Below are 25902 nucleotides of genomic sequence, written 5' to 3' on the forward strand. Positions count from 1 at the left end.
TATGAAAAAGAAAATTTTATTTATCATTTGTATTGTATCATTAGTAATCTTTTCTTGCGAAAAAGAACACTTGGATGTTGATGCAAGGCAATTTGTAACAAAAACACAATTAGAAGAGCTCGCAAAATCTTCTCCTGAAGCTTTAATAACCATTAATACGGGTGTAGAAGATGGTCAATATTCTTTCATGCGTGAATATTCGACCAACTTTGAAGATACAGGAGGGAGACATGATGACTTTGGACAGATGTCCATCAATTTAGGACTTGATTTAATGTCAAATGACGTAGTACAAATCACCGATCACTGGATGGGAAATTACTACGCTTACAGAGGACGAACTCAAGATTTTTCGACCACCAGAATAATTTGGAATTTTTATTATTCAATTATTAATAATGTAAATTCTATCATTGTTCAAATCCCGGACGATGCTACCGATGAAAGATTAATTCATTTGAAAGCACGAGCAAAAGGATTGAGAGCATGGAGTTATTTTAACCTGGTAAGAATTTATCAATATACCTATCAGGGTAATCAAGGTGCTCCCGGTATTCCCATATATGACGGTGATGAAATTAATATCCCGGCCAGAGCTAGTGTACAGGAAGTGTATGATTTGATTCTGGCAGATATTGATGATGCCTACACCAACATTGAAGGATACGCACGTGACACCAAAGAAAAACTGGACAAGTATGTTATTGCCGGTTTTTATGCGAGAATTTTGTTGGAAACTGGGACTGATTATGCCAAATGTGCTCAAATGGCTGCCGTAGCAAAATCAGGAGGATCCTTAATGACGGCCACTCAATGGGTAAGCGAAGGATTTTCTCAAATATCCAACAGCGAATGGTTGTGGGGTTCTGATATCAATAATGAATCATCTACGATCTATGCCTCATTTTTCTCTCAAATGTCAAGTTTAAATCCGGGTTATGCTGGTCTTTTAGGAGTTCATAAGACTATTGATCGAAGATTATATGAAGCCATTCCTGCTACGGATATAAGAAAAACAGCATTTGAAGGTGAAGCCGGAGGGTTTTTAAATTATAAATTCTTTGACTTTACATTTTTTGAAGGCGACTATGTTTATATGAGAGTGGCAGAAATGTACTTAACAGAAGCTGAGGCCCTTGCTAGAGCTGGAAATGATTCTGGAGCAGCAGCAGTACTTTATGATCTGGTAAGTACAAGAGATCCAGGATATGCGTTATCAACCAATACCGGCACTGCTTTGATTAATGAGATTCTATTGCAAAGAAGGATAGAACTCTGGGGAGAAGGCTTTGCTTGGTTTGATATGAAACGTAATAAGGTGCCTTTAGAAAGGGATTATCCAAATTCTAACCATGCTGTTTTTGGTAAAGATAATTATGCTGCCACAGCTAATGAATTCTTGTTTCAAATTCCTCAAAGGGAGTTGGAAAACAATTTAAGCATTAATGACGCAGACCAAAACCCGCTTTAATAAGATAAAATGTAATCATTATGAATAATAAATTAATATATAGCTTATGTTTAACCCTAGTTACGGCAGTTGCTTTTTTAGGGTGCGAGGAAGACGGAGTACTTCCAGTCGAGATTCCAACGGCTATCTCTTTTCACTTAGCTGAGGATAATCTTTCTGTTCAACCGGGCGGGTCTTCGTATGATCTTCAGATTGAATCTACTACCGTAGCTACTGCTGACAGGACCTATTCAATAACATTTAATGAAGGGGCATCTACTGGAGTTACAGGAGAATATACTCTCGGAGCTACTTCAGTTACTATTCCGGCTGGAGAATTGTTGGGTTCTACATCGATTAGTTTTGACTATGATGCCATCCCATTGGGTGTATCGCGAAAACTTGTTTTTGACTTAAATGAAATTACAGATGGTTCTTTTACCAACACGTCAAGAACATCATTTACATTAAATTATTCCGCATTTTGCCCATATAATGAAGTAACTGTATCGTTTACTTTTGATGCTTATCCAGAAGAAGCGTACTGGCAGTTGTTTGATAATAGTGATGATACTTTTTTAGGAGGTGACGGTTATACTTCGACTGGCAATTGTTATGTCGACTTAACTTCATCGACTGCTGTTTTCTGTTTAGAAGATGGAGAGTATCGATTTGTAGTTGGAGATTGCTATGGTGATGGCGGAACTGGTTTTCAATTAAAATCGGATGGAAGTGTATTATTATCCTCCTCCGGAGTTTCAGGTTATGGTGAGGTGTTCATTTTTTCATTACCGTAACGATATCCCATTTATCTTCTGCTTTAATTGTAGAATAAAAAAAACATCTCTGTGTGAGGTGTTTTTTTTATTCTAATCGTTCCTATTCAAAAAAAGTTTATTTTTTTGAATATCTTTATAATTCTAACTGATAATCTTTAACATTATCTCAGTTAAATTATCATTTAGGGAATACTTTTAAAAAAAAAAAATGAAAATGAAACTACTTTTAACTACATTATTACTCTTTATTTTTTCTACCGTTTGCGGTCAAACGGATTTGGAAAAACAAAAAATTATCAGCAGTTATGATATTGATAAGTTAGCTAATTTAAAAAGCAATTTAGCTCAAAAATATGAGGCTAACAAAGCTATTATAGAAGATTATGTGAAACGGAATGGTTTGCAAAAAAAAGTACGAACCCCCGATGGCCAAATCAAAGAAATTAAATACATAATTGATAATAAACCCATTTATATAACCACCGACAATGTGAATGCTGCCATATCTACTAAAACAGATAAATTACATAATGGAGGCGATTTAGGGTTAAACCTGGAGGGACAAAATATGAATATCGCCATTTGGGATGGCGGACGGGTTCGACTGACGCATCAAGAGTTTTTAAACTCAGATTCATCAGCATCGAGAGCTTCGAAAGGAGAAACTCTTATTACTATAGTTGATGACCATGCCACTCATGTAGCCGGAACTATGGTTGCTAAAGGTACAGACCCTAATGCAAAAGGTATGGCACCTCAAGCTGCATTAACCTCTTATGATTGGACTAATGACGAAAGTGAGGTTATTGGTGAAATTACAAATAATGCCCTGTTACTATCAAATCATTCTTATGGCATTTCCGGATACAGTGGCAATACATTAACAGTTTCCAGTTGGTATCCGGGATGTTATGAAGTCGATGCTATTAATTGGGACCAGATTGCTTATGATGCCCCTTATTATTTGATGGTGACATCTGCCGGTAATAATGGATCCGATTTAAAAGATTACACAGATCAGTTGTTAGCCGGTTATGATAAGCTCATGGGAAATAAAAATGCAAAAAACAATTTAGTAGTTGCCAGTGCCAAGCCTCTTGTATTTCCAGGTGGAAATATACTTATTCAAGAAGACGCTTTCAGTAGTCAGGGACCATCAGATGATGGCAGAATAAAACCGGACATTACAGCAAATGGTAACTTATCGTATTCATCCATTGGAACTTCCGACACTGCTTATGGGAATTTCGGTGGCACTTCTATGGCTACCCCGAATACATCGGGCACCTTGTTATTACTCCAGCAATATTATAATGAACTAAACTCAAAATTCATGAAGGCGGCTACCCTAAAAGGTCTGGCTTGCCATACGGCTACCGATGACACCTTTAGTATCGGACCAGACCCTGAACTGGGATGGGGATTTTTAAATGCTGAAACCGCAACTCAAACTATTACTGATGATTTTAACGGGAGTGCTCTAATAATGGAAAATAACTTGCCGAATGGCAGCACCTATTCATACTCCTTTTCAACAACTGGAACGGGAACTTTGAGTGCCACTATTTGCTGGACGGACCCTCCTGGTCCCAGTCAGTCAGGAATTTTAAATAGCACCACACCTGTTTTGGTAAATGATCTCGATTTAAGGTTAACAGCTCCCGATGGCACTACCGTATTTTTACCATGGAAATTGCAATTAAGCGATGTTTCAGCTCCGGCAATTAAAGGAGACAACATTGTTGACAATATAGAAAATATTCTTGTTGACAATCCTGTTTCCGGAACATACACCTTGACAGTTTCTCATAAAGGCACATTAAATCCCAGTCAAGATTTTTCATTAATACTGACCGGCTTTAACTTAACTTTGTCTGATCAAACTGATTTAAAACCAACAGAATTAACTATTTGGCCTAATCCAACCACAGACTTATTGAATATAAGCTATAAATCAATTAATAATTCAAAAGTAAATATATCACTAACGGATATGCAAGGTCGATTAGTTCATAGTAACACAATTATACCATCTGGAACTGTCTTAGAACGTATCGATACACGGATTTTTGCTAAAGGCATTTATATATTAAGTATAAAGCAAGCTAATTCTATTATTAATAAAAAAGTTGTTTTAGACTAATTATAAAATAATAAATTTCAAAGAGGAGACTGTAAATTTACGGTCTCTTTTTTTTTACCTTTACCCCATGCCAAACCAAACCCAGATATTCGGTATACGAGCGGTGATAGAAGCGATTAATGCCAACGAAAGCATCGATAAGGTCTTTTTACAGAAAGGCCTTAAAGGCGACCTGTATCTTGAACTGGAAAACCTGTTACGTTCAAATGACATTTCGACCGCTTATGTTCCGGTTGAAAAACTCAATCGCCTAACCCGTAAGAACCATCAGGGGGTGGTGGCCCAGATAGCTCCAATTGCCTTTCACCAGCTGGAAGATCTGATCTTAAATGTTATCGAATCCGGTAAATCACCCTTGTTTTTGCTTTTAGACCAACTCAGTGATGTTCGTAATTTTGGAGCCATTATACGCACCGCGGAGTGCACGGGTGTAGATGGCATTATTATTCAGAAAAAAGGAGGCGCTCCCGTAACCGGAGACACCATTAAAACCAGTGCCGGTGCCGTTTTTAATGTACCCATCTGTAAGGTAGATCATATTAAGGATGCCGTGTTCTATTTGCAGGCTTCCGGGATTAAGGTCATAGCTGCAACCGAAAAAACATCTAAGAACTTGTACGACATCTCTTTTACAGACCCTTGCGCCATCATTATGGGATCTGAGGGCAAGGGCATAAACCCGTCTATCCTTAAAGTCGTGGATGCCAAAGCAAAACTCCCCTTAATGGGTGAGATCGGGTCTTTGAATGTTTCGGTAGCCTGCGGTGCCTTTTTATATGAGGCCGTTCGGCAGCGTCTTGAAATTAGTGATTCATAACTAAGGAGTAGTAGTTGCTGATTACCCATTAGTAGTATGCGATGACCAACCAATGATTTATATCCAACGACTAAAGACTAACAAACTAATTTCTAATTTTTCGTATCGTCCTCTTTCTTATAGATATAATTTATCCTGGAAGCTTCACTCTGATCTGCTTCGGATTCGGAAGAGGCAATAAAATTACCATCAGCGTCAAAATGCTTTAAAAAAGGATCGTCATCTTCATTGTAATGGGGATCTTCCCAGACATATTTTTTGGGTTTGGCTATGGCCTTTCTGAATAGAAATGCAAATACAAGACCAACGATCAAACCGGATAAATGCCCTTCCCAGGACATCCCTTCCTTGATGGGTAAGGTATACCAAACCATACTGCCATAGAGAAAAACAACGAGTAAAGACAAGGCGATGAGTCTGAAGTGCTTGGCTAAAATCCCTTTAAAGAAGGTAAAACTGATCAATACATAGATCAGTCCGCTAGCCCCGATATGAAACGATGGGCGCCCTATGGACCAGGTGAGCAGGCCTGACAGTACAATGCCCCAGAAAAGGACCTTCCAGGCAATGGCCCTGTAAAAATAGAACAAGGCCGTTGTCAACACAAATAGCGGAACGGTATTATGGTAAATATGTTGGATATCGCCATGAATAAAGGGACTTAACAGCACCCCCCGCAATCCCTTAAAGGTCTGTGGGTAAATACCATACCTGCTAAAATTGTAACCAAAACGGACCTCGAACCAAAATACCAGCCAAATGATAAGCACAAACAGTATAGGGTAGGCTATGACCCCGGTAGAAAACTTAAAATGATGTTGTGTTTTCATAAAACCTAATATAGCAAATAGTTCACCAAGTTTAATACAAGTGCTAAATTGGCAGGCACCCATTTCCACAGTTATTTTAAACATGTATAAAAACTTAGGGTAGGAAGATGCAATTTTGAGACAGAATTATTTTAATTTTAACGATATGAATACAAATGCACCCCTGGCCGAACGCTTACGCCCGCAAACTTTGGAGGACTACCTGAGTCAAACACATTTGGTGGGTCCGAATGGCACGTTGACCCGGCAAATCGAGCAGGGTTTAATACCCTCAATGGTGTTTTGGGGACCACCCGGAACTGGAAAGACCACTTTGGCCCATATCATTGCCAATGTATCCGAACGCCCGTTTTATGCTTTGAGTGCCATAAATTCCGGGGTAAAGGATATCAGAGATGTCATAGACAAGGCAAAACAGAGCGGTGGCTTGTTTACGACCAGGAATCCTATATTATTTATTGATGAGATACATCGTTTTAGCAAATCCCAGCAGGATTCCCTTTTGCAGGCTGTCGAAAAAGGCTGGATCACCCTTATCGGGGCCACTACCGAAAACCCCAGTTTTGAAGTTATCCCTGCCCTGCTGTCGCGTTGCCAGGTCTATATTTTACATCCCTTTGACAAATCGAATTTAGAGGAACTCCTCAAACGTGCCATCGAACGCGATGACTACCTCTCACAGAAAACCATTACGCTAAAAGAAACCAATGCCCTATTACGGCTATCGGGCGGTGATGCCCGAAAACTCCTTAATATTTTCGAACTGATCATTAGTTCGTTCACAACAGATGTCATAGAAATTACGGATAAAGTGGTTTTAGAAAAGGTTCAGAATAATACGGTGCGATACGATAAGACGGGAGAGCAGCATTACGATATCATTTCAGCCTTTATAAAATCCATCAGGGGTAGCGATCCCAATGCTGCCGTGTACTGGTTGGCCCGAATGATCGAGGGTGGCGAAGACCTTAAATTTATTGCCAGAAGAATGCTCATTCTGGCCAGTGAGGATATCGGAAACGCCAATCCAACCGCCCTGGTCATGGCGAACAGTACATTTCAGGCGGTGTCTACTATTGGCTACCCGGAATCGCGAATTATATTAAGCCAGTGTGCCACCTACCTCGCTTGTTCACCAAAGAGCAATGCTGCCTATGAGGCCATTGGTAAGGCACAGCAGCTGGTCAGGGAAACCGGTGATTTAAGTGTGCCTTTGGAGATCCGGAATGCCCCGACCAAACTGATGAAAGAGCTGGGGTATGGCGACAATTACAAATATGCCCACCACTATGAGGATCATTTTGCCGACCAGGAATTTCTTCCCGACAGCATTTCCAATACCAAACTGTATGACCCGGGTAACAATCCGCGTGAAGATGCACAACGGCACTTTTTAAAAAGTCGCTGGAAGGATAAATACGATTACTAAACTGCTATTTGGATGGACCAGGTGATGATCGTCTCGGGGCCTACACCAACACTAAAACTTAATATTCAGTGGTGCTTTAATCGAGGTGTCTCCTGAATGCTGTTCGACAATCCAGGTATCGCCGTCCTTATACACGATAGCACTCAAGCCTTCAACCAGGAACACATTGGATACCCCTGTCCTGATTAATTTATAAACCACCTTGGGCGTACTGTCCACCAACTGAAATCCATTTTCAATGGCTTGGGCATATAATATATTTTTGGAGGGCTCAGCATCGGTCGCTTCGGGCTCAGGGGCTTTCTCTTCCTGAACTACCTCCTCTTTGATCTCTTGCCTGGTTTCTTCCACCACGGGAGCTACTTCAACCACGGGTGGTACTTCAGCTACGGGTGGTGTTTTAGCTACCGGCGGTACTTCAACCACTTCTTTTTCCTTTTCCTTTTTAAGGGACTCTATTTCGGCTTTAAGTTCTGCGATTTCCTCGGCCGTAGCACGCTTTTCCTCTGTGGGTTGGGTTACAACAGGGGCTGCGGAAACCGAAGCATCCGGATCGTAACGGTATCCCATCCCTTCAAAGGACATAAAGGCATTACGCAGGGCCTCATGGTACGATTTGGCATAGTCCTTCTCTCGGCTTTCACCCAATTGAGAGGTGTAAACGACCTGGTCATTGCAATCCTTCAGTATGACCCTGAGTTTGGTTTTAAACAGACCCGATTCCTTGGTGACATTCGATTTTAAGGCGAGGCACCTGTTACTGCGCATGTCATTGGGATAATCATCGCCCTCCATGAACGCTTCAAAACCATACTTTTTAAACAAAAATTGAGTTAACGCATTGACCTTGTACTGATTCTCCTCTTTTAAGAAATCGAATTTGTTTGGAACGATCACATATTTGTAATTGTTCAGATTGGCTTGCGAAATCGCAAACTGACACATCATTAAGGCAATACATAAAAATACAAGTCTGGTTTTCATTTTAACTACTTATTTATTGAAGGAATAATGGTAAATATACATCAAGTCTTTGACAATGCATACAGCCTTATTGAATATTCCAAATATCACCGTATAAGCCCATTGAAACACCCAATGTTTACAAGGCCTGAGAAACATGCCTATAAAAATGTAATTTCATGCTTGTGTTTTGTCAATTTCATGCTTGTGTTTTGTCAATTTCATGCGCATGAATTTTTACAGGTACAGGCATCGGTTTTTGGGATACTAATTCGTAGCATTCGGATCACTCTAAACGCCGTTTTTGAAACTGTCACAGGGAGGGTGTATTTCAAATCGCATTGAACACCGATAAACATCCAATAAAAGATCACGTTAAAGGCATTATCATGAAAAAATGAATTACAGGTAGGTCTTTAATTCAATAAGACTTTTAATCTGAGGGATACCGTTCGTATTAACCTCCGCACCACCATTGAAATAGATCACCTCCATACCTGCGTCCTGTGCGCCCAGGATATCGGCTTCAAAATTATCGCCAATCATGACACTCCTGGCTCCCGAGGTGTTGGCCAGATCCAGTGCATGATTAAAAATAATCGGATTAGGCTTCTTTACACCTACCATTTCCGAAACCGTAACGGTTTTAAAATATTGGTGGATATTGGAATTTGAAAGCTTACCGTACTGTACTTCCTCAAACCCATTGGTTATCACATGCAATTCATAATGTTCATAGAGATACTCTAAGATATCGAATGTGTGTTCGAATAAATGATTGAAAGAGGGCAAATGCGCAATGTAATCCGTAGACAACTGATGTATCATTTGCTCAGACACCTCGTAATTCAATGCATCGAATGCCTCATATAATCTGCCAAATCGCAGTGAAGGTTTATCTATCTTATCCTCCCGATACAACTTCCAATACTTCATGTTGATGGGTTCGTAATACGACAAAAAATCCTCTAATTGTACCCTGATGTCATGTATTAAAAAAATCTTAGTGAAGGTCAACGCCGAGTTCTTGTCAAAATCCCAGAGCGTATGGTCCAAATCAAAAAACACATCGGTAATGGTGTCACGCATTTTCATCGGTCGATTCCAAAATAATATTAAACAATTCTTTAAATCCGGCCCAACGGCTTATGGTACTGAATGTATAATTATGAAATACCGGAACAAACTGTCCATTAACCTGCTGTATCTCGGAAATGATCTCATTCAGCACCTTCTTTTTATCCAACAAGGATTTATGTTTTAATAAGGCATAGTCCATAACGTGATAGGAATTAATTTTTAGGGGTGTTTGCGTTTCATAGTCCAGATCGAAGAATAAAAAAGGGGTACAGGTACCTGCGCGAAACCCGACCTGGTTTACATAACCCATGGTATAATCTTCATTGACCTCCAACTCTACTAAATTTCTGTACGACTCCGGGAAATTAAGTTTCGAATAGGAGTGTCGTGAAGCCTCCAGTGATGTATTCATGATGGATTCGATCTGTAATTTTTCCTTTTTTAAAACCTTTATGTCCTCGATGGCCAAAAATGAGACTTTAAGGCCGACAAGGCAGTAATCTGCAACCTGTTTGATCAGGGATCTGAATTTTTTGTTATTGGGGCTGGTTCCTTTGTCGTAAGTCGAGTAGCCACCAACTAAAAAGAAAAATAAAAATTTAAACCTGGTTTGTTTCTGCTTATTAATGACATACTTATAGGTGTCGAATGGATCGTGCTTAAACCCAAATAGCACAAGAAACCTGTTATATAGAGCCTTTAACTTAAAACCTATAAGGTCTTTAATGACTCCTCCAATGGTTCGCATAACCCCCTTAAGTCTGTAATGGTAGGCACAGGGCACATCAATTATAGGCCGGATGGTATAGGATCTTTCAGAAAACTTAAAATCCGGAAACTGCTCCTGTAATTTGGCCTTAAATTTATAGGCCCAAATATCGACTACAGGTTGATGTAAAAAGTCAAATTTAGAAGCAATACTTTCGGTAGCTAAAAAGCGTCCATAGGCATCGCGTACCTGAGGCAAATACTCTTCGTATCGCGACAACAGGTAAAATGAAGCTGCAAATATGTCGAACGGCAAGGCACTTTTATCACCATTGTAAAAAAAACACTTGGTGTTTCCCCAGTCGTGTACATGAATTTCGATGTCTGTTATCCCCTGTTCGAACAAAATGTCATTGCTGCGAATAAAGAACTCATTGCCCAGTTGTTGTCTCGTGTAAGACATTTTTAAACGATCATGTGCAATGAACTCCTCCACCTTGGTGGTGAAATCGACCTCAATTCCGAGTACCCGTGTACAAATATGTTTGAATATATATTTTAATCGGGGTGTTATACTATGTGAATAAACAAGGAGCATTACAGTAGCGTTTCATCTGCAAAACTAAAATATGCTTTTTCCGTGATAATCACATGATCTAACACCTTAATATCTAAACTTTCTGCAGCGGTCTTTAATTTTTGGGTTACCTGCTTGTCGGCCTGACTCGGTTTAATGGTTCCAGAGGGATGGTTATGTGTTAAAATCAATCCGGTGGCACCCCAATGCAGCGCATTTTTAAGTACGAGTCGTACATCCACCAAGGTCCCCGTAATACCGCCTTTACTTAACAGGTGTTTTTGAATGACCTTATTCGAATTATTTAAATAAATGATCCAAAACTCCTCATGCTCCAATTCTCCAATAACAGGTTGCATAAGCTCAAAAACAGAGCTGCTTGATCGAATACTGTCCTTTATTAAGGCTTCTCCTCCCCTTCGTCTTCTGCCCAATTCCATGGCTGCGGCAATGGTAACGGCCTTGGCCTCCCCGATGCCTTTGAATGCCATGAGTTGTTTCACTGAAAGTTTGCCCAAGGCACTTAAATTATTGTCCACACTCGCTAAAACGCGTTTGCACAAATTAACCGCGCTTTCATTTTTGCTTCCGGATCCAATTAATATGGCCACCCATTCCGCATCACTTAAATTAGCTTTACCTTTATGAAGTAATTTTTCCCGGGGCTGGTCGTCTTTTGACCAATTTTTAATCGAAAAAGTAGATTTGCTATCAACCATGACATAAATATAATTTGTAATTTTATGAAGATTAAATCATTTTTCCTAAATAAATCGATATTGAGGTTTTCGTCAAAACTGCGCCCTTCTGAGAGGCGTATACTGTTTTTCTTTTTAGCCATTTGTTTCTGTCTTTCAAGCTGTTCAAAATCAGCAAATGGAACTTCCGAAATGCCAAATATCATTTATGTTTTAGCAGACGATCTGGGAATTGGAGATATCTCCATATACAATGCGCAGGGTAAAATTATCACCCCACATATTAATCAATTGGCCAAAGATGGCATGCGATTTACAGATGCTCACACCTCTTCATCGGTATGCACACCGACGCGTTACGGTATTTTAACCGGCCGCTACAATTGGAGAAGCCCCTTGAAAAATGGAGTTTTAACTGGTAAATCAAAGGCCTTAATTCCTGGTTCCCGAAGTACGGTGGCCTCGATGCTGAAAAAACAGGGCTATCAAACGGGATTCATCGGGAAATGGCATTTAGGTTGGGATTGGGCCTTAAAATATACCGATACACTGTCTGGGGAAGGCTGGAATGCCGGTGATTTTGGCGCACTGGATTTTTCAAAACCCATTTCGAATGGACCAAATGATTTAGGATTTGACTATGCCTATGGCCTCTCAGGATCTTTGGATATGGCGCCTTATGTCTACGTTGAAAATGGGATGCCAACCATGATCCCGGATACGATAACCCAAAATACTGGCCGTTATTCGTGGTGGCGAAAGGGACCTACCTCAAAGGATTTTGTTCATGAGGACGCGACACCCAACTTTTTCAGGAAGTCCTTCGACTTTATAAGTGAAAAAGCCCAGGGCAGCGACCCGTTTTTTCTTTACCTGGCATTACCATCCCCACACACCCCAATTCTGCCAACCAAGGCATGGGAGGGGAAAAGCAACTTAAATCCTTACGCCGACTTTGTCATGATGATCGATGCCTATATGGGACAGCTCATAGAAACCATTCAAAAGGCCGGGATTGAGCACAATACCATGGTGATTTTTACAAGTGATAACGGCTGTTCGCCTCAAGCCAATTATGATCTGCTGCGCTCCAAAGGGCATGACCCAAGCTCCATTTACCGAGGTCATAAGGCAGATATCTTCGATGGAGGACATCGCGTCCCATTTATTGTAAAATGGCCCGAAACCATAAGCAAAAATACCGTTTCAAATCAAACTATTTGTACAACCGATTTGATGGCTACCTGCGCCGAAATTTCGGATTATGAGCTCATGGCCAACGAAGCCGAAGACAGTTACAGTTTAATGTCCTTGTTTAAACAAACCCAAGAAGACAGGCCACTAAGGGAAGCTACTGTGCATCATTCTATTAATGGAAGCTTTGCCATAAGACAGGGCGATTGGAAACTCATCCTTTGTCCCGATTCAGGAGGCTGGAGTGCTCCGAAACCCACAGATAAAGCAGCTTTGGACAGCTTACCAAAATACCAGCTATACGATATCCGGACCGATCCCGGGGAACGCACCAATCTCATCGATCTGCACCCGGAAAAAGTAGCTGCCTTAAAGGCCTTGTTGATCTCATATATAACCCAAGGACGAAGTACACCCGGCGAGCCTCAGGATAACGATCCGATAGATTTTGAATGGAAACAAATAGCATTTGCGAATTCGACGGATGACTGAACCATTTATTTTAGTTAACTATGAAAATACTGTTTCCTATGGCATATCAATTTAACACATTATAAAATGAAGAAAAAATGTATCCTTATATGTTTAACCGTAGGTATAATAGCTCTCAGTGAGGCTCAGGACTGGGGTAATTTAAAACGGTATCAAAGTGAAAATCTCGCTTTGGGAAAACCTGATCCGGATGCGCATCGTGTGGTATTTATGGGCAACTCCATAACCGAGGGTTGGAAAACACTCCGACCCGAATATTTTTCTGAAAGACCCTATATCAACAGGGGCATCAGCGGACAGACCACACCACAGATGCTTTTACGATTTCGACAGGATGTCGTTAATTTATCACCTTCGGTTGTGGTTATACTGGCAGGCATCAACGATATTGCCGAAAACACCGGTCCGACCACGATCGAAATGATTATGGACAACATCATTTCCATGGCCGAGATCGCCATATCGAATCGTATTAAAGTCGTTTTATGTTCCGTCCTTCCGGCCTTCGATTTCCCATGGCGCCCGGGACTTAATCCATCCGGAAAGGTCATCCGATTAAATGCCCTTTTACAGGAATACGCGAAAGCACATGATCTGGAATATGTCGACTATTTTTCAGCTATGGCAGACGAGCGTAATGGATTAGAACAGAGCCTGGGGGACGACGGTGTTCATCCAAATGCAAAAGGCTATGCCATTATGGAGCAGCTGTTGGAAAAAACGCTGAGCCAAATGTTAAAGGATTAACTTTTTAAGCGCATCGAAATCCAAACCGCCGTAATTACCCGAACTCATCAGCAGTAATGTCTTATTCCTGAAATCCTGATCGAATAAATACCTTTTAAACGCATCCGGGTCTGTGTAAATGATGAGGTCATTGCGTCCAAATGCAGCAGCAATCTGGGCTTCGGTAACTTTTTCAAGCTTTTTTATTTCAACGGCATGAGGTGAATAGAATACCACTGCAATATCTGCGGCATCCAAAGTGCCCTTGTATTCTTTTAAGAATTCGGCATTTAAACTGCTGTAGGTATGTAATTCTAAACACGCCAAGAGGGTTCGCTCCTTGAATTGTTCTTTTACAGCCTGAGTTGTGGCCTGTACTTTACTGGGCGAGTGGGCAAAATCCTTGAAGGCAACGCTTGTAGGGCTTTCTGCAATTTTTTCCAGCCGCTTACTGGCCCCTTTAAAGGTAGCGATGGCCTCGTAAAAATCGTCTTCGTCGATGCCCATATGCTGACAAATCCACTTGGCACCGGCAAGATTATTCAAATTGTGTTTTCCAAAAATTTCAACAGGTAAATCGCCTTCCGGAGTCAGTAGGAAAGTCCGGCCATCTTCAACCCTGTATTCCGGGGTTCGATATCCTATTTTTCGAATGGTGTTCGAACTATTTTCAACGACCCTCACCACCTCAGCATCCTCAGCATTGTAATTGATGCTACCACCACTCACTATGGAATCCACAAATATCCTGAACTGCTCCACATAATTGTCGAAGGTCGGAAATACGTTAATATGGTCCCAGGCAATACCACTTAAAAGGGCGATATTGGGCTTGTACCAATGTATTTTTGGTCTTGGATCGATGGGCGAACTTAAATATTCATCTCCCTCCAAAACGATAAAATCATTATCTTCTGTGAGCTTCACCATAACATCGAAACCCTCCAATTGGGCGCCCACCATATAATCAACATCCCGTTCATGATAGTGCATCACATGTAAGATCATAGAGGTTATGGTCGTTTTGCCATGACTACCTGCTATAACGACACGGGTTTTATATTTCGATTGTTCGTATAAAAATTCGGGATAGCTGTAAATCTTAATTCCCAATTCCTGAGCCTTCAATAGCTCGGGGTTGTCTGCCTTGGCATGCATGCCCAAAACTATAGCATCGAGAGTGGAGGTGATTTTTTCCGGATGCCAGCCAAAACGTTCAGGTAAAAGTCCTTTTTTTGCCAATCGCGATTTCGACGGTTCAAAAATAGTATCATCACTTCCTGTAACCCGGTATCCCTTGTCGTGTAATGCCAATGCCAGATTATGCATGGCTGCTCCTCCTATTGCTATAAAATGTACGTTCATGAGTTATGTATTGAAATGCTCCTGGCATTTCAAAATTCGAATTCTATGTCTGTTAATTTTAAAGGTAAAGATATGAATTGAAGTTAGAAGCGCGAAGCCTAAATGGAGACATTTTTACATACCACATAAGGCATGGGGTTGATAACACCAGGCTGTTAAATTAAAAGGAAAAAGAGTCATTCCTACATATTGACAATCTTTTCCTTTTGCTCCTTAAAGGTTTTAATTTTTGGTAATTCAGCGATAGCCATATCAATATGCTCCAGTGCTTTACGCTTATGATTCTTGTGCATATGAATTTGTGCCAATCGATAATGCGCCCATGCTTTTGGCACACCGTCCTTTACGGTATAATTTTTAAGATAGGTATTGAGACATTGTTCTCCCTTATCCAATGCAACATTATATTCAGCTGCTATCTTACCAATTTGATAGTGTAGGGAATTGCGTTGGTATTTCTGCTGTGCCACTTCAATGTTATGTATGGCTTTTTCAGGTTCGTTTTCATTTTCATAAAATTGGGTAAGCTTTTCAAAACAGGTCAACGAACCACCTTCGTTTATGGCCATTTTATAATATGTCTCAGCACGATCGGGTTCATTATCATATTCATAAATATAGCCCTTTGCCAGGTAACCATCTACTTTCGACAGGTTTTCCAACTCCTCTGCATAGTGAAGCGATTTCGTTTTACTGCCCCCAAACAGACCCGGTAATTGCATGTACAGTTCAACCAGGGCCCATCGCACCTCGATATGGTTTGGATCCAGATCGGCGGCCATTTTAAACGATGATTTTACATCGCCTATAAGACCCAGCGCACTAAACTTATTCTCCAAAGCCTTCATCCCTAACATACCACCATATTTGTAATGGTAATTGGCGTTTTTATCATCAACTTCAAGAAGTTTCTTGAACTGGACTTTAGCCTCATCCCATTTCTTCTGATAGGCATAGGCATCTCCTAAAAGCTCTATCGCTCTCAAATTTTCAGGATGGTCTTCTAAAAAATCCAACATCAATTGCTCCATTTCAACATAATTCTTCTCCTGGAACAATCGCTCCGCCTCAGCTATTTCAGATTGGCTGAAAGCGAGGATTGGAAAAAGCAATAAAAACAATAAAAAATGTTTCATAGGTATTGGGTCGAAATTGCAAAGTTAAACTTTCCCTCCTTACTTTAAAAATATTAACTTCACTCCTTTGGTAAAATTATATTTGCAGACCACCTTTTTTGGAATGGCTTTTGAATATAAGCTGTAAACGCACATCCTTTTTAATGTTCCGATGGAAACCATAAATTTTTAAATAGATGAAACACGCTTTATCGCTGCTTATTATACTCCTTTTTTCAAGTCTAATAGAGGCCCAGACCACTAATTATGAAGATCTGTGGCATAAAGTGGAGCAATACGAAAAAGATGGCTTGCCTCAATCAGCATTAAAAATAGTCACAGCAATTGGTGAAAAAGCCAGAAAAGATGGAAATTCTCAACAACGGATTAAATCGATGCTGTATCAAAGTAAATATGCCCTGATCCTTGAGGAAGAGGCCCAACTTAACATCATAGCACATTTCAAATCTGAAATAAACAACACCACCTTTCCTGTAAAAAACATATTGGAAAGTATTCTGGCCGATCTCTATTGGCAATACTTTAACCAGAACCGTTGGAAATTTTACCAGCGAACGAAACTGGATCCTTCGGGAGCCTCAGTATCTGAAACTGATTTCAGAACCTGGGATTTGCAGACCCTTTTTAATGTGATTCATTTGCATTATCAGAATTCATTGGATAAGGGGTCGAAATTACAACTCGAAGATTTAGAAGCATACGATGCCTTACTCGTTCTTCAAAAAGACTCAAAACGATACAGACCCACCTTATTTGACTTTTTGTGTCATCGTGCACTGGCGTTTTATAAATCCTCTGAAACCCAAATAACGCAACCCGCCTTTTCCTTCGAAATTGACCATCCGAAATATCTGGGTGCGGCAGAACCCTATTCAACATTAGAACTGACATCCCGAGATACGATGTCTCTCCAGCTTAACGCCCTGAACATTTATAAACAGCTCATTCAATTTCATCTTAAGGACAGTAACCCTTTGGCATTGGTCGATGTTAACATTGAACGATTGCATTTTGTGCACCAGTACACCTCCTTAACCGATAAAGACGCTCTTTTATTAGAGGTACTCAACAGAGAAAAAAGTAAAATTAAGGATCATGAGGCTTCCGGATTATACGATTTTGAAATCGCCTCCCTTTACCACCGTCAAAGCAAAGACTACCAACCTAAAACGGATGAACGTCATCGATGGAAAGCAAAGGAAGCGCTTGCCATTTGCAATGCAGTCATCAGCAGATTTCCGGAAAGTAAGGCTTCAGAACAATGCAAATTACTCAAATCTCAGATTGAACATCCGTGGCTTCAAATCACCTCGGAAAAGATGCTTCCGCTGCAACAACATGGACGCCTGTTGGTTAAGTATAAAAACTTAAATGCGCTTCATTTTAAAGTATTCAAAATAGCTGAGGACGAATTGGAACGTTTCAGTAAACTATATCGCAAGGAAGAACAACTTGAATTCATTGATAAACTCAAAATAAAAACACAATGGAGCAACACCCTTCGAAATGAAAGGGATTATCAAATACACAGCACAGAGTTAGTCATTCCCGAACTTGGCAATGGGAACTACTTGATTTTTGCCTCTGCTAAAAACCATAAGAGCACTTTTGCATTTTCAACCATTCAAGTCACCAATATCGCCCTGGTAGAGTGCAACGGCAAAAACGTCAAGACGTTTCAGGTGATTGACCGAAATAACGGATCTCCTATTAATGGTGCCGATGTAACCTTAACCTTTTACAAAAATTATAACAAGGAACCGCATCAGGAATTTTTTAAAACAAATAGCCTCGGGGAGTTTCGTTTAGAAAAATCTAAGGACCGCTACAGAAATATAGTCGTAAGGGTTAAATATGAAAATGATACAGCACACTTTGGCAATTATTTTAAAAACGCATTGAGCGAACAGGTACGCAATGACACTGATTTTAAAGCTTTTATTTTTACAGATCGCTCAATTTACAGGCCCGGGCAGACGGTTTTTTTTAAAGCCATTGCCATGAGAACCACAAAAGACACATCTGAAATCGTGGCCAACGAACCGGTTAAGGCTGTTTTATACAATACAAATGACGAAGCGTTAGCAGAATTGGAGTTACGAACAAATGCCTTTGGCTCGGTTTCGGGCGAATTCATATTACCAACTGATGGATTGAATGGCACCTATCATATTGAATTTGACGGGGATGAAATAAACTTTTTTACGGAACATTACTTTTCAGTTGAAGAGTATAAGCGTCCTACGTTCGAAACCCAATTCCATCCTATTAACCAGATCTTTAGAGTTAACGATTCCGTAGTGGTGAAAGCTGTGGCCAATGCCTATGCGGGAAGTCCTGTTACCAATGCCAAAGTGGTATATCGGGTGCAGCGAACAGTACGATACCCAAGATGGTACTCATGGGGCCGACCCGCCTTTTTCGGTCAACCTCAGGAAATTGGCCACGGGGAAACAGTGACCAATGAAAAAGGCGCCTATGAGATTGCCTTCAGGGCGCTTCCGGACCAAAGTATCGATAAAGGTGATTTACCGGTCTTTACCTATGAAATTACTGCAGATGTTACCGATATAAACGGTGAAACACGAAGTGCTGCAACTGTGGTTAAAGTTGGTTATCACGCCTTAGTAGCCAACATGACACTGCCAACAGTATTGGATAAAACGAAAAAGGATCATAAGATTTTAATTGAAACAAAAAACCTTAACGATGAATTTGTTCCAGCAAAGGGCCTTATTAAAATATATAAATTAGAAGCACCAAATACCGTTTTAAGACAACGTCCCTGGGCTGCCCCCGACTATCAGGACATCGATGAGAAAACATTTAAAACCCTGTTCCCGCATGACGCCTATAACGATGAACACGACCCAAATCATTGGGAAAAAGGCGATTTGGTTTTTGAAACGAAATTCGACACCCACAGCGCTCAGGAAGTCGCTTTGGGTAATATTAGAAGATGGGCATCAGGGGCGTATATAATTATCCTGGAAACACGCGACCCATACGGTCAGTTCGTGAAAGACGAAATTAGAACCGTGTTATTTAGTGAGCAGGACAGAACCATTGCTGATAATCAGTTGTTCTCCTTTACCACAGACGCTACTCAGTATGCTATCGGTGATACTGCCCTGTTGACCCTGGCTTCAGCAGCAGACGCTCTTACTGTGACCCTTAAACTTGAAAAAAACCATCAGATAGTCAAAACAGAGATCATTGAACTCGGCAGGAACAAAAAAACATTTTCCATTCCTATAGAATCAAATGACCTGGGTGGTTTTTCCATACATTACAGTTATGCAGCATTCAATAGTTTTGAATCCGGAACGATACCGATTTCAGTACCATACCCTAAAACTGAATTGGAAATAGAAACCTTGACCTTCAGGGATAAATTACAACCGGGATCTGAAGAAACCTGGAGTTTCAAAATAAAGGGGCCCTACGGAGAACAGCTTAGCGCCGAGTTATTGGCCGGCATGTATGACGTCTCCTTAGACCAGTTTAAACCACACCAATGGAATTTCTCGCCTCTGTATCGTCCAATTTATACCGCTACGAGCAATAGCAATGCCTACCACAGTTTTGGCACGAAATACTTCAGAGCTTACAATGAGCGGTTAAGCTTGAACGCCTCGAAACACTATTATGATCAATTGAATTGGTTTGGTTTTTCATTTGGGCAACGGAACATCCTGATAAGGGGAGTTTCCAGTGTGTCTGACAATTTAAATAATGATCAGGCCGATGCTAACCCAGTTGAATTTGAAGATGATGTCTTGTTCAAAAGTGAAGCTGCCGCTCTCGAAGAAGAGGTTACCGTCGGCTACGGATTACAAGAGGAAACTGAGGGCGGCAATTTAAAGGATGGCATGCCTGGTTTTAAGTCCATTCAAATTCGTAAGCACCTTCAGGAAACAGCCTTTTTCTTTCCTCATTTACAAACGGACACCCTTGGCCATATTAGTTTTCGATTTTCCACGCCGGAAGCCCTGACCCAATGGAAACTGCAATTACTGGCACATACCAAAACCTTACAGAGTGCGACAAAAATCTTAACTGCCGTTACCCAAAAGGAATTGATGATTATCCCAAATGCGCCTCGCTTTCTTAGAGAGGGTGACACCCTTTTCATCAGTACAAAAATTGCCAACCTAACAAAAGAAGAAATGTCGGGTCAAGCCACTTTAATCCTAACGGATGCTATTTCAGGGGAGGACCTTTCGAAACAACTGGTAATCCCTCAGTTATCCAATTACCCCAATGCCGATAACAGGAGCGATTATACTATACAAAATTTTACGGTAGATGCAGAAGGGAACACACAGGTCTCATGGCAAATGTATGTTCCTGATCATATGCAGGCCATACAGTATAAGATCGTTGCAAAATCAGATAACTATAGTGATGGTGAACAAAATACACTCCCTGTCTTAAGTAACAGGATACTGGTCACCGAGACCTTACCCATGTGGATAAAAAGCAATGAAACCAGAACCTTTGAATTGGATAAACTGAAACAGAACACATCCAACACCCTAAGACATCATAAACTAACGCTTGAAATGACTTCGAATCCTGTATGGTATGCCGTTCAGGCCTTACCTTATTTAATGGAATATCCCTATGACTGCAACGAACAGATTTTTGCGCGCTACTATGGAAATGCGCTGGGACACCATATTGTAACATCGAATTCAAAAATACACGAGGTATTTAAACAGTGGACTTCCCAGGATGCCTTGCTGTCAAACCTTGAAAAGAACGAGGAATTGAAGTCAGTTTTAATTCAGGAAACACCTTGGTTACGGGATGCGCAAAGCGAGACCGAACAGAAAAAACGCATCGGTCTGTTATTCAATCTCAACAAAATGGACGCCGAGTTGCAATCCTCATTACGCAAATTAAAACAGAATCAAATGGCTTCGGGTGCCTGGTCCTGGTTTAATGGTGGTCCGGACAACCGATTCATTACCCAACATATAATGAGTGGTTTCGGACAACTTTACAAACTTGGAATTATAGGGGATACGACCACCTTATTCAATCCCGATTCGGGTGAAGAATCGATGATACAAAAAGCCATTTCATATCTGGATGCCGCTTTTGTTAAAGAATATAAAGACCTTAAAAAACACAACGAGGACTCCGATTTAAGTCAGGATCATTTGAGCTACACCCAATTGCATTATCTCTACATGAGGAGCTTTTTCCCCAATGTGATCACATCGCCGGAGGTAAAGGAAATTATGGACTATTACCAATTACAGATTCAAACCTATTGGTTAAAAAAATCGTTATATGCTAAAGGATTAATGGCCTTGATATGCTTTAGAAATAAGAATACGCAAACTTCAGCTAAAATTCTGAAATCATTAGTCGAAACGAGTATTACAAATGAGGAATTGGGGATGTATTGGAAGACCAATGTAAATTCGTGGCATTGGTATCAGGCCCCGATAGAAACACAGGCCTTATTCATAGCTTTGTTTGATGAAGCCGGTACTACTGTATATGACGAAGCTAAGACTACGGAACTCATTGATCATCTAAAAATCTGGTTGCTCAAACACAAACAGACCAACCAATGGAAAACGACTAAAGCCACAACAGATGCTATATATGCCCTTTTACTTCAGGGAAGTGACTGGTTAAGTATAGCAGATGGGGTCGACATTAGGGTAGGCGACGAACGTATCGTGCCGTTATCCATTGAAAATACTAAAATAGAGGCTGGAACCGGTTATTTTAAAACCTCATGGAGTGCCCCTGAAATTACTCCGAATAAGAGTACGGTTAGACTTACAAAAAAAGGAAAAGGCATGGCATGGGGTGGACTTTACTGGCAATATTTTGAAGACATGGACAAAATTTCTTCGGCTAAAACCCCCTTAAAATTACAGAAGAAACTGTATTTAAAAACCTTTACCGATTTGGGTGAGCAGATAAAAGAAATTACGGATACTACAACTTTGAATGTCGGTGATGCCGTTCGTGTTCGTATTGAACTGCAAAGTGATCGCGACATGGAATTTGTTCATATGAAGGATATGCGGGCCTCCGGATTGGAACCGGTAAATGTCTTGTCTCAATATAAATGGCAAGACGGGCTGGGCTATTACGAAAGCACCAAGGATGTCAGCACCAATTTCTTTTTTGAGTTTTTACCAAAAGGCATCTATGTATTCGAATACGATTTACGCGTCATTAACGCCGGCGACATGAGCAATGGTGTGACCACCATACAAAGTATGTACGCTCCGGAGTTTAGCAGCCACAGTAAGGGATCTAGAATTAAAGTGGAGTGAATTTATTTTACCGGCGGTTTTGACGGACGCACTTCAATTTTACTCGGTAAGGTTCTTGGATTCATCTTAACCAAATCGACTACCAATTCACCCAGATCCTCAATCTGGATTTTCCATGCGTCACTGTCGTTGGGCACATGGTTATTAAAATAGGTCGCTACGGATCCGGGCATTATGGTACTAACCTTGACATCGTGCTGTCGCAAATCCAACATCACGGCTTGTGTAAACCCGGTTAAACCAAATTTACTGGCATTATAAGCCGACCCTCTAGCAAAAAAGTTGGTGCCTGCCAGACTGGAAATGCTAATAAAATAGCCTTTGGATTGCTTCAAGGCCTCGACCGAGGCTTTGATAGTGTAGTAAACACCCGTTAAATTTGTGTCGATGGTCTCGTGCCATTGGTCCGGTGTTAATTCTTCAATACTCGCAAAATGACCTACACCCGCATTCGCTATGACGATATCCAATTGATTGAATTGTTCTAATACTGTTTGAACCGCTTTTTGCTGACTTTCCAGCTGTCTTACATCGGCTTCTATACCCAGGGCCATGGCCTCAACATCAGAATTGGAATTCAACAAAGTAGCTGCTTCCCGGGCCGCGGATAATTTTCTACTCGTTATTGCTACGTTAACGCCTTCATGTAAGAGGGCCTCGGCAATGCCAAAACCTATCCCTTTTGATCCTCCTGTAATAAGAGCAACTTTACCTTTTAATGAACTCATAATATTCGTTTTTCGTAAAGCTACAAAATGCAATTGAGGTATTAGAACTTGGGCGGATATTTGTCCAGTACTTTTTTAACCAGAGCGGCGAAATGGGCCTCACGACTTTCGGGGGTGGTATTAGGATGATAACTCGATTCGCTAACGGCCTGCCAAAATAAGCCTTTGTTATTTTTTTCATCCACAAAATCGAAGGTAATTTGCTGGTTCATATTCCCCTGACCAACAGGTAATCCAATAGATATCCCGCCCCCTACATTTCGGCCACTTCCCCCAAGACCAACACCAACGGTATTGCGTTGTGCCTCCTGATAGGAACTGCTGTTTATGTCAATGAAGAAATCCGGATGGTCCGATAGGGCATATCCCCGGGCTTTCAACTCCAAATCCAGAGCGTCCAAAAGACGTTTTGTATCAAATTCACTAAGCCCCGTTTGCAGATCACTGTAGTAATTATATGTTTTATATTTGGAAAAATCCGTGGTCCTTTCAAAATCATAGTTCACACGAATGGGAGCGCATGAAAAACATAGGGCAAACAGGACGATCAGGTAAGGTGTTTTCATGATCTTTTTTCTATAAATTTAATCAAAAATTATTCCATGACCTTGAAAATCTTATTTTTGCCTAACATGCCTTAACCCATGCCGTTTTTTTCAGTTGTCATACCGCTTTACAATAAAGAAGCTTATATCGCCGATACCTTAAACAGTGTTTTAAACCAATCGTTTCAGGATTTCGAGATCATTATTGTTAACGATGGTAGCACCGATAATAGTGCCGCGATTGTGAATGCATTTAAAGATCCGAGAATCACTGTTTTTGACCTTGAAAATCAGGGCGCTTCAGTGGCCAGAAATTATGGTATTGATCATGGAAAAGCCGATTATATCGCCTTGTTGGATGCTGATGATACCTGGTATGAAAATCATCTGGCAGAACTCAAAAAATTAATAAAAACCTTTCCTGAAGCTGGATTATATTGTAACAATTATGAGGTAAAGCGCAATAGGGACTTCATTACGCCAGCTATGTTTAATTTTAAATTTGACACAACTCCCCTGATAATAGAAAACTTTTTTGAAGCCAGTTTAATATCTTTTATATTAACCTCCTCTACTGCTTTTTTAAAAAGCACCTTCAAAACCATTGGAGGTTACAATGAAGCTCTTAAAACGGGACAAGATATAGACCTCTGGATAAGAATGGGATTGAACTATAAAGTTGCCTTTAATCCGTTAATCACTGTACTTTATAATTTAAGCGACCATAACAGCCTTTCCAAAGCGAATTACAACTCGATTAGATACAACTTTATAAATGCCTATAAAAAAGAAGAACAAGAGAATATCTATTTAAAAAAATATTTAGATGTAAATCGCTATGCCTTGGCTATAAGGTGTCAATTAAATGATGAACATGAACTTTACCACAAACTAAAAAGACAAATTGATTATAATAATCTAAACTTTAAACAAAATCTTTTGATCCGTTTACCAAAAATAGTATTACAGATCTTTAAATGGATTCAAAAAAAACTTATTCGGAAAAGAATATACTTAACTGCATATAATTAGCATCCTTATTTAACTAGTCTTTGCTTTAAGAGGGACTCATAAGAAAGAATGCCTTTAATCCCGACTTTAAATTTTGAGCATATATCAAGCACCCCTATTTCTCTGTTCTGAAGCCCATGAAATACGTGTTTAACAAGCCTTAGGTAGGCTAATTTACCTGAATACTTTCTCATTATGGCACTTCTGGCAAATATATTGGAATCTTTTCCCAGTAATCTTCCGGAACTTAAATACTTATGAGTTAAAATAATTTTTTTAATGAACAGTAGCTTTAAATTCGCCTTAAGCGCATCTCTTAGAAAAATATATTCCTCTCCTAAGGGAAATTGCGCCCCCAATCCGAAATATGGATTGAAAGAAATACCTGAATTCAATATGTTTTCTCTTCTAAAGGATATCACCACAGAATTAACAGTAATTACAGACTTCCTGTTATGCCAGTGGACGTCTGGATATGTTTTGAACAATTTTCCTGAATCATCCTGCATTTGAAACGTTATAAAATCAGCCTCCGGATTATTTTTAAATGCGCTTATAATATCTTTTTCAAATCCCTTTTTATAGGTTATATCATCATCAGCAATCAGGCATATATCCCCCATGGCATTTCGAATGGCCAGATTTCTACTTTTGGAAAGTCCCTTTTCGAAGCTGTTAATAACCCGCACATTGGTTAATTCTGACTCCAGTAAATTATCTTTTGTAGTTTGATTGATGATTAGTATTCTGTAGTCCTCTAAAGTATTGTTGGCAAACATTCTTTTTAAAAAGGTAAAATCCTTTTTATTCATAGTGCTTATAAGGATCTCAAAAATCATATTATTGGATTATATTTGTTCCGGTAAAAGCTCCTTTTTTAAATGGAAGAGTAATCTAGGAGATTTATTTTAACTGGCAAAGCA

19 protein-coding genes are annotated in these 25902 nt (G+C 40.2%); 9 read left to right on the plus strand and 10 right to left on the minus strand.

Features of this window, described 5'->3' with window-relative positions; all coding sequences use genetic code 11:
- The first annotated feature begins 1 nt into the window (after window position 1).
- The 4 genes from MR041_RS00815 (at window position 2) to rlmB (ending at window position 5189) form a co-directional block, all read left to right on the plus strand.
- Complete coding sequence (locus MR041_RS00815; protein ID WP_242091680.1) at window positions 2-1471, plus strand: RagB/SusD family nutrient uptake outer membrane protein; 1470 nt, start codon at window positions 2-4, stop codon at window positions 1469-1471.
- Between the two features lie 20 nt (window positions 1472-1491).
- A complete protein-coding gene (locus MR041_RS00820; RefSeq protein WP_242091681.1) occupies window positions 1492-2247 on the plus strand; it encodes a hypothetical protein in 756 nt (251 codons plus the stop codon).
- Window positions 2248-2443: 196 nt separating this feature from the next.
- Window positions 2444-4372, plus strand: coding sequence for a S8 family serine peptidase (locus tag MR041_RS00825; RefSeq protein ID WP_242091682.1), 1929 nt, complete (start codon window positions 2444-2446; stop codon window positions 4370-4372).
- Between the two features lie 67 nt (window positions 4373-4439).
- Entirely contained in the window at window positions 4440-5189 is a 750-nt protein-coding gene (gene rlmB / locus MR041_RS00830) for a 23S rRNA (guanosine(2251)-2'-O)-methyltransferase RlmB (RefSeq protein ID WP_242091683.1), read from the plus strand.
- Between the two features lie 92 nt (window positions 5190-5281).
- Here the strand turns inward: rlmB and MR041_RS00835 are convergent, their stop codons facing one another.
- Window positions 5282-6019: a rhomboid family intramembrane serine protease gene (locus MR041_RS00835; RefSeq protein ID WP_242091684.1), complete on the minus strand. Its 738-nt coding sequence runs from the start codon at window positions 6017-6019 to the stop codon at window positions 5282-5284.
- A gap of 145 nt (window positions 6020-6164) precedes the next feature.
- On the opposite strand from MR041_RS00835, the gene MR041_RS00840 reads away from it, so the two are divergent.
- Window positions 6165-7448, plus strand: a complete 1284-nt coding sequence (locus tag MR041_RS00840) for a replication-associated recombination protein A (protein ID WP_242091685.1) — start codon at window positions 6165-6167, stop codon at window positions 7446-7448.
- A gap of 51 nt (window positions 7449-7499) precedes the next feature.
- Here the strand turns inward: MR041_RS00840 and MR041_RS00845 are convergent, their stop codons facing one another.
- The 4 genes from MR041_RS00845 to radC form a co-directional block, all read right to left on the minus strand.
- Window positions 7500-8432: a hypothetical protein gene (locus tag MR041_RS00845; protein ID WP_242091686.1), complete on the minus strand. Its 933-nt coding sequence runs from the start codon at window positions 8430-8432 to the stop codon at window positions 7500-7502.
- A gap of 381 nt (window positions 8433-8813) precedes the next feature.
- Window positions 8814-9500, minus strand: a complete 687-nt coding sequence (locus tag MR041_RS00850; protein WP_242091687.1) for a YjjG family noncanonical pyrimidine nucleotidase — start codon at window positions 9498-9500, stop codon at window positions 8814-8816.
- Complete coding sequence (locus MR041_RS00855; protein ID WP_242091688.1) at window positions 9493-10797, minus strand: polysaccharide deacetylase family protein; 1305 nt, start codon at window positions 10795-10797, stop codon at window positions 9493-9495. The genes MR041_RS00850 and MR041_RS00855 overlap by 8 nt, the downstream gene beginning before the upstream one ends.
- Window positions 10797-11495 carry a RadC family protein gene (gene radC / locus MR041_RS00860; protein ID WP_242091689.1) on the minus strand — a complete coding sequence of 233 codons (699 nt, stop codon included), beginning with the start codon at window positions 11493-11495 and terminating at the stop codon, window positions 10797-10799. The genes MR041_RS00855 and radC overlap by 1 nt, the downstream gene beginning before the upstream one ends.
- Window positions 11496-11666: 171 nt before the next feature.
- On the opposite strand from radC, the gene MR041_RS00865 reads away from it, so the two are divergent.
- Window positions 11667-13160: a sulfatase family protein gene (locus MR041_RS00865; protein WP_242091690.1), complete on the plus strand. Its 1494-nt coding sequence runs from the start codon at window positions 11667-11669 to the stop codon at window positions 13158-13160.
- Window positions 13161-13226: 66 nt separating this feature from the next.
- On the plus strand, window positions 13227-13907 hold the full coding sequence (locus MR041_RS00870; RefSeq protein WP_242091691.1) for an SGNH/GDSL hydrolase family protein: 681 nt from the start codon (window positions 13227-13229) through the stop codon (window positions 13905-13907).
- Here MR041_RS00870 and MR041_RS00875 read toward each other — a convergent pair.
- Window positions 13896-15251: a UDP-N-acetylmuramate--L-alanine ligase gene (locus tag MR041_RS00875; protein ID WP_242091692.1), complete on the minus strand. Its 1356-nt coding sequence runs from the start codon at window positions 15249-15251 to the stop codon at window positions 13896-13898. The two genes, MR041_RS00870 and MR041_RS00875, sit on opposite strands and share 12 nt — an antisense overlap.
- A gap of 182 nt (window positions 15252-15433) precedes the next feature.
- A complete protein-coding gene (locus MR041_RS00880) occupies window positions 15434-16387 on the minus strand; it encodes a tetratricopeptide repeat protein (protein ID WP_242091693.1) in 954 nt (317 codons plus the stop codon).
- 176 nt (window positions 16388-16563) lie between these two features.
- On the opposite strand from MR041_RS00880, the gene MR041_RS00885 reads away from it, so the two are divergent.
- Entirely contained in the window at window positions 16564-22695 is a 6132-nt protein-coding gene (locus MR041_RS00885; protein ID WP_242091694.1) for an alpha-2-macroglobulin family protein, read from the plus strand.
- Window positions 22696-22697: 2 nt separating this feature from the next.
- On the opposite strand, the gene MR041_RS00890 is transcribed toward MR041_RS00885, so the two are convergent.
- Both MR041_RS00890 and MR041_RS00895 read right to left on the minus strand, forming a co-directional pair.
- The gene (locus tag MR041_RS00890) at window positions 22698-23423 is read right to left on the minus strand and encodes an SDR family oxidoreductase (protein WP_242091695.1); all 726 of its coding nucleotides are present in this window, start codon (window positions 23421-23423) and stop codon (window positions 22698-22700) included.
- Between the two features lie 41 nt (window positions 23424-23464).
- Entirely contained in the window at window positions 23465-23989 is a 525-nt protein-coding gene (locus tag MR041_RS00895; protein ID WP_242091696.1) for a DUF4136 domain-containing protein, read from the minus strand.
- Window positions 23990-24067: 78 nt separating this feature from the next.
- Here MR041_RS00895 and MR041_RS00900 point away from each other — a divergent pair, with 78 nt between their 5' ends.
- Entirely contained in the window at window positions 24068-25000 is a 933-nt protein-coding gene (locus tag MR041_RS00900; protein ID WP_242091697.1) for a glycosyltransferase family 2 protein, read from the plus strand.
- A 5-nt stretch (window positions 25001-25005) separates the two neighbouring features.
- Here MR041_RS00900 and MR041_RS00905 read toward each other — a convergent pair whose 3' ends face one another.
- Complete coding sequence (locus MR041_RS00905; protein ID WP_242091698.1) at window positions 25006-25818, minus strand: glycosyltransferase family 2 protein; 813 nt, start codon at window positions 25816-25818, stop codon at window positions 25006-25008.
- Window positions 25819-25902: the final 84 nt, after the last annotated feature.

The sequence above is a fragment of the Aestuariivivens sediminicola genome, assembly GCF_022662015.1.
Taxonomy (GTDB): Bacteria; Bacteroidota; Bacteroidia; order Flavobacteriales; family Flavobacteriaceae; genus Aestuariivivens; species Aestuariivivens sediminicola.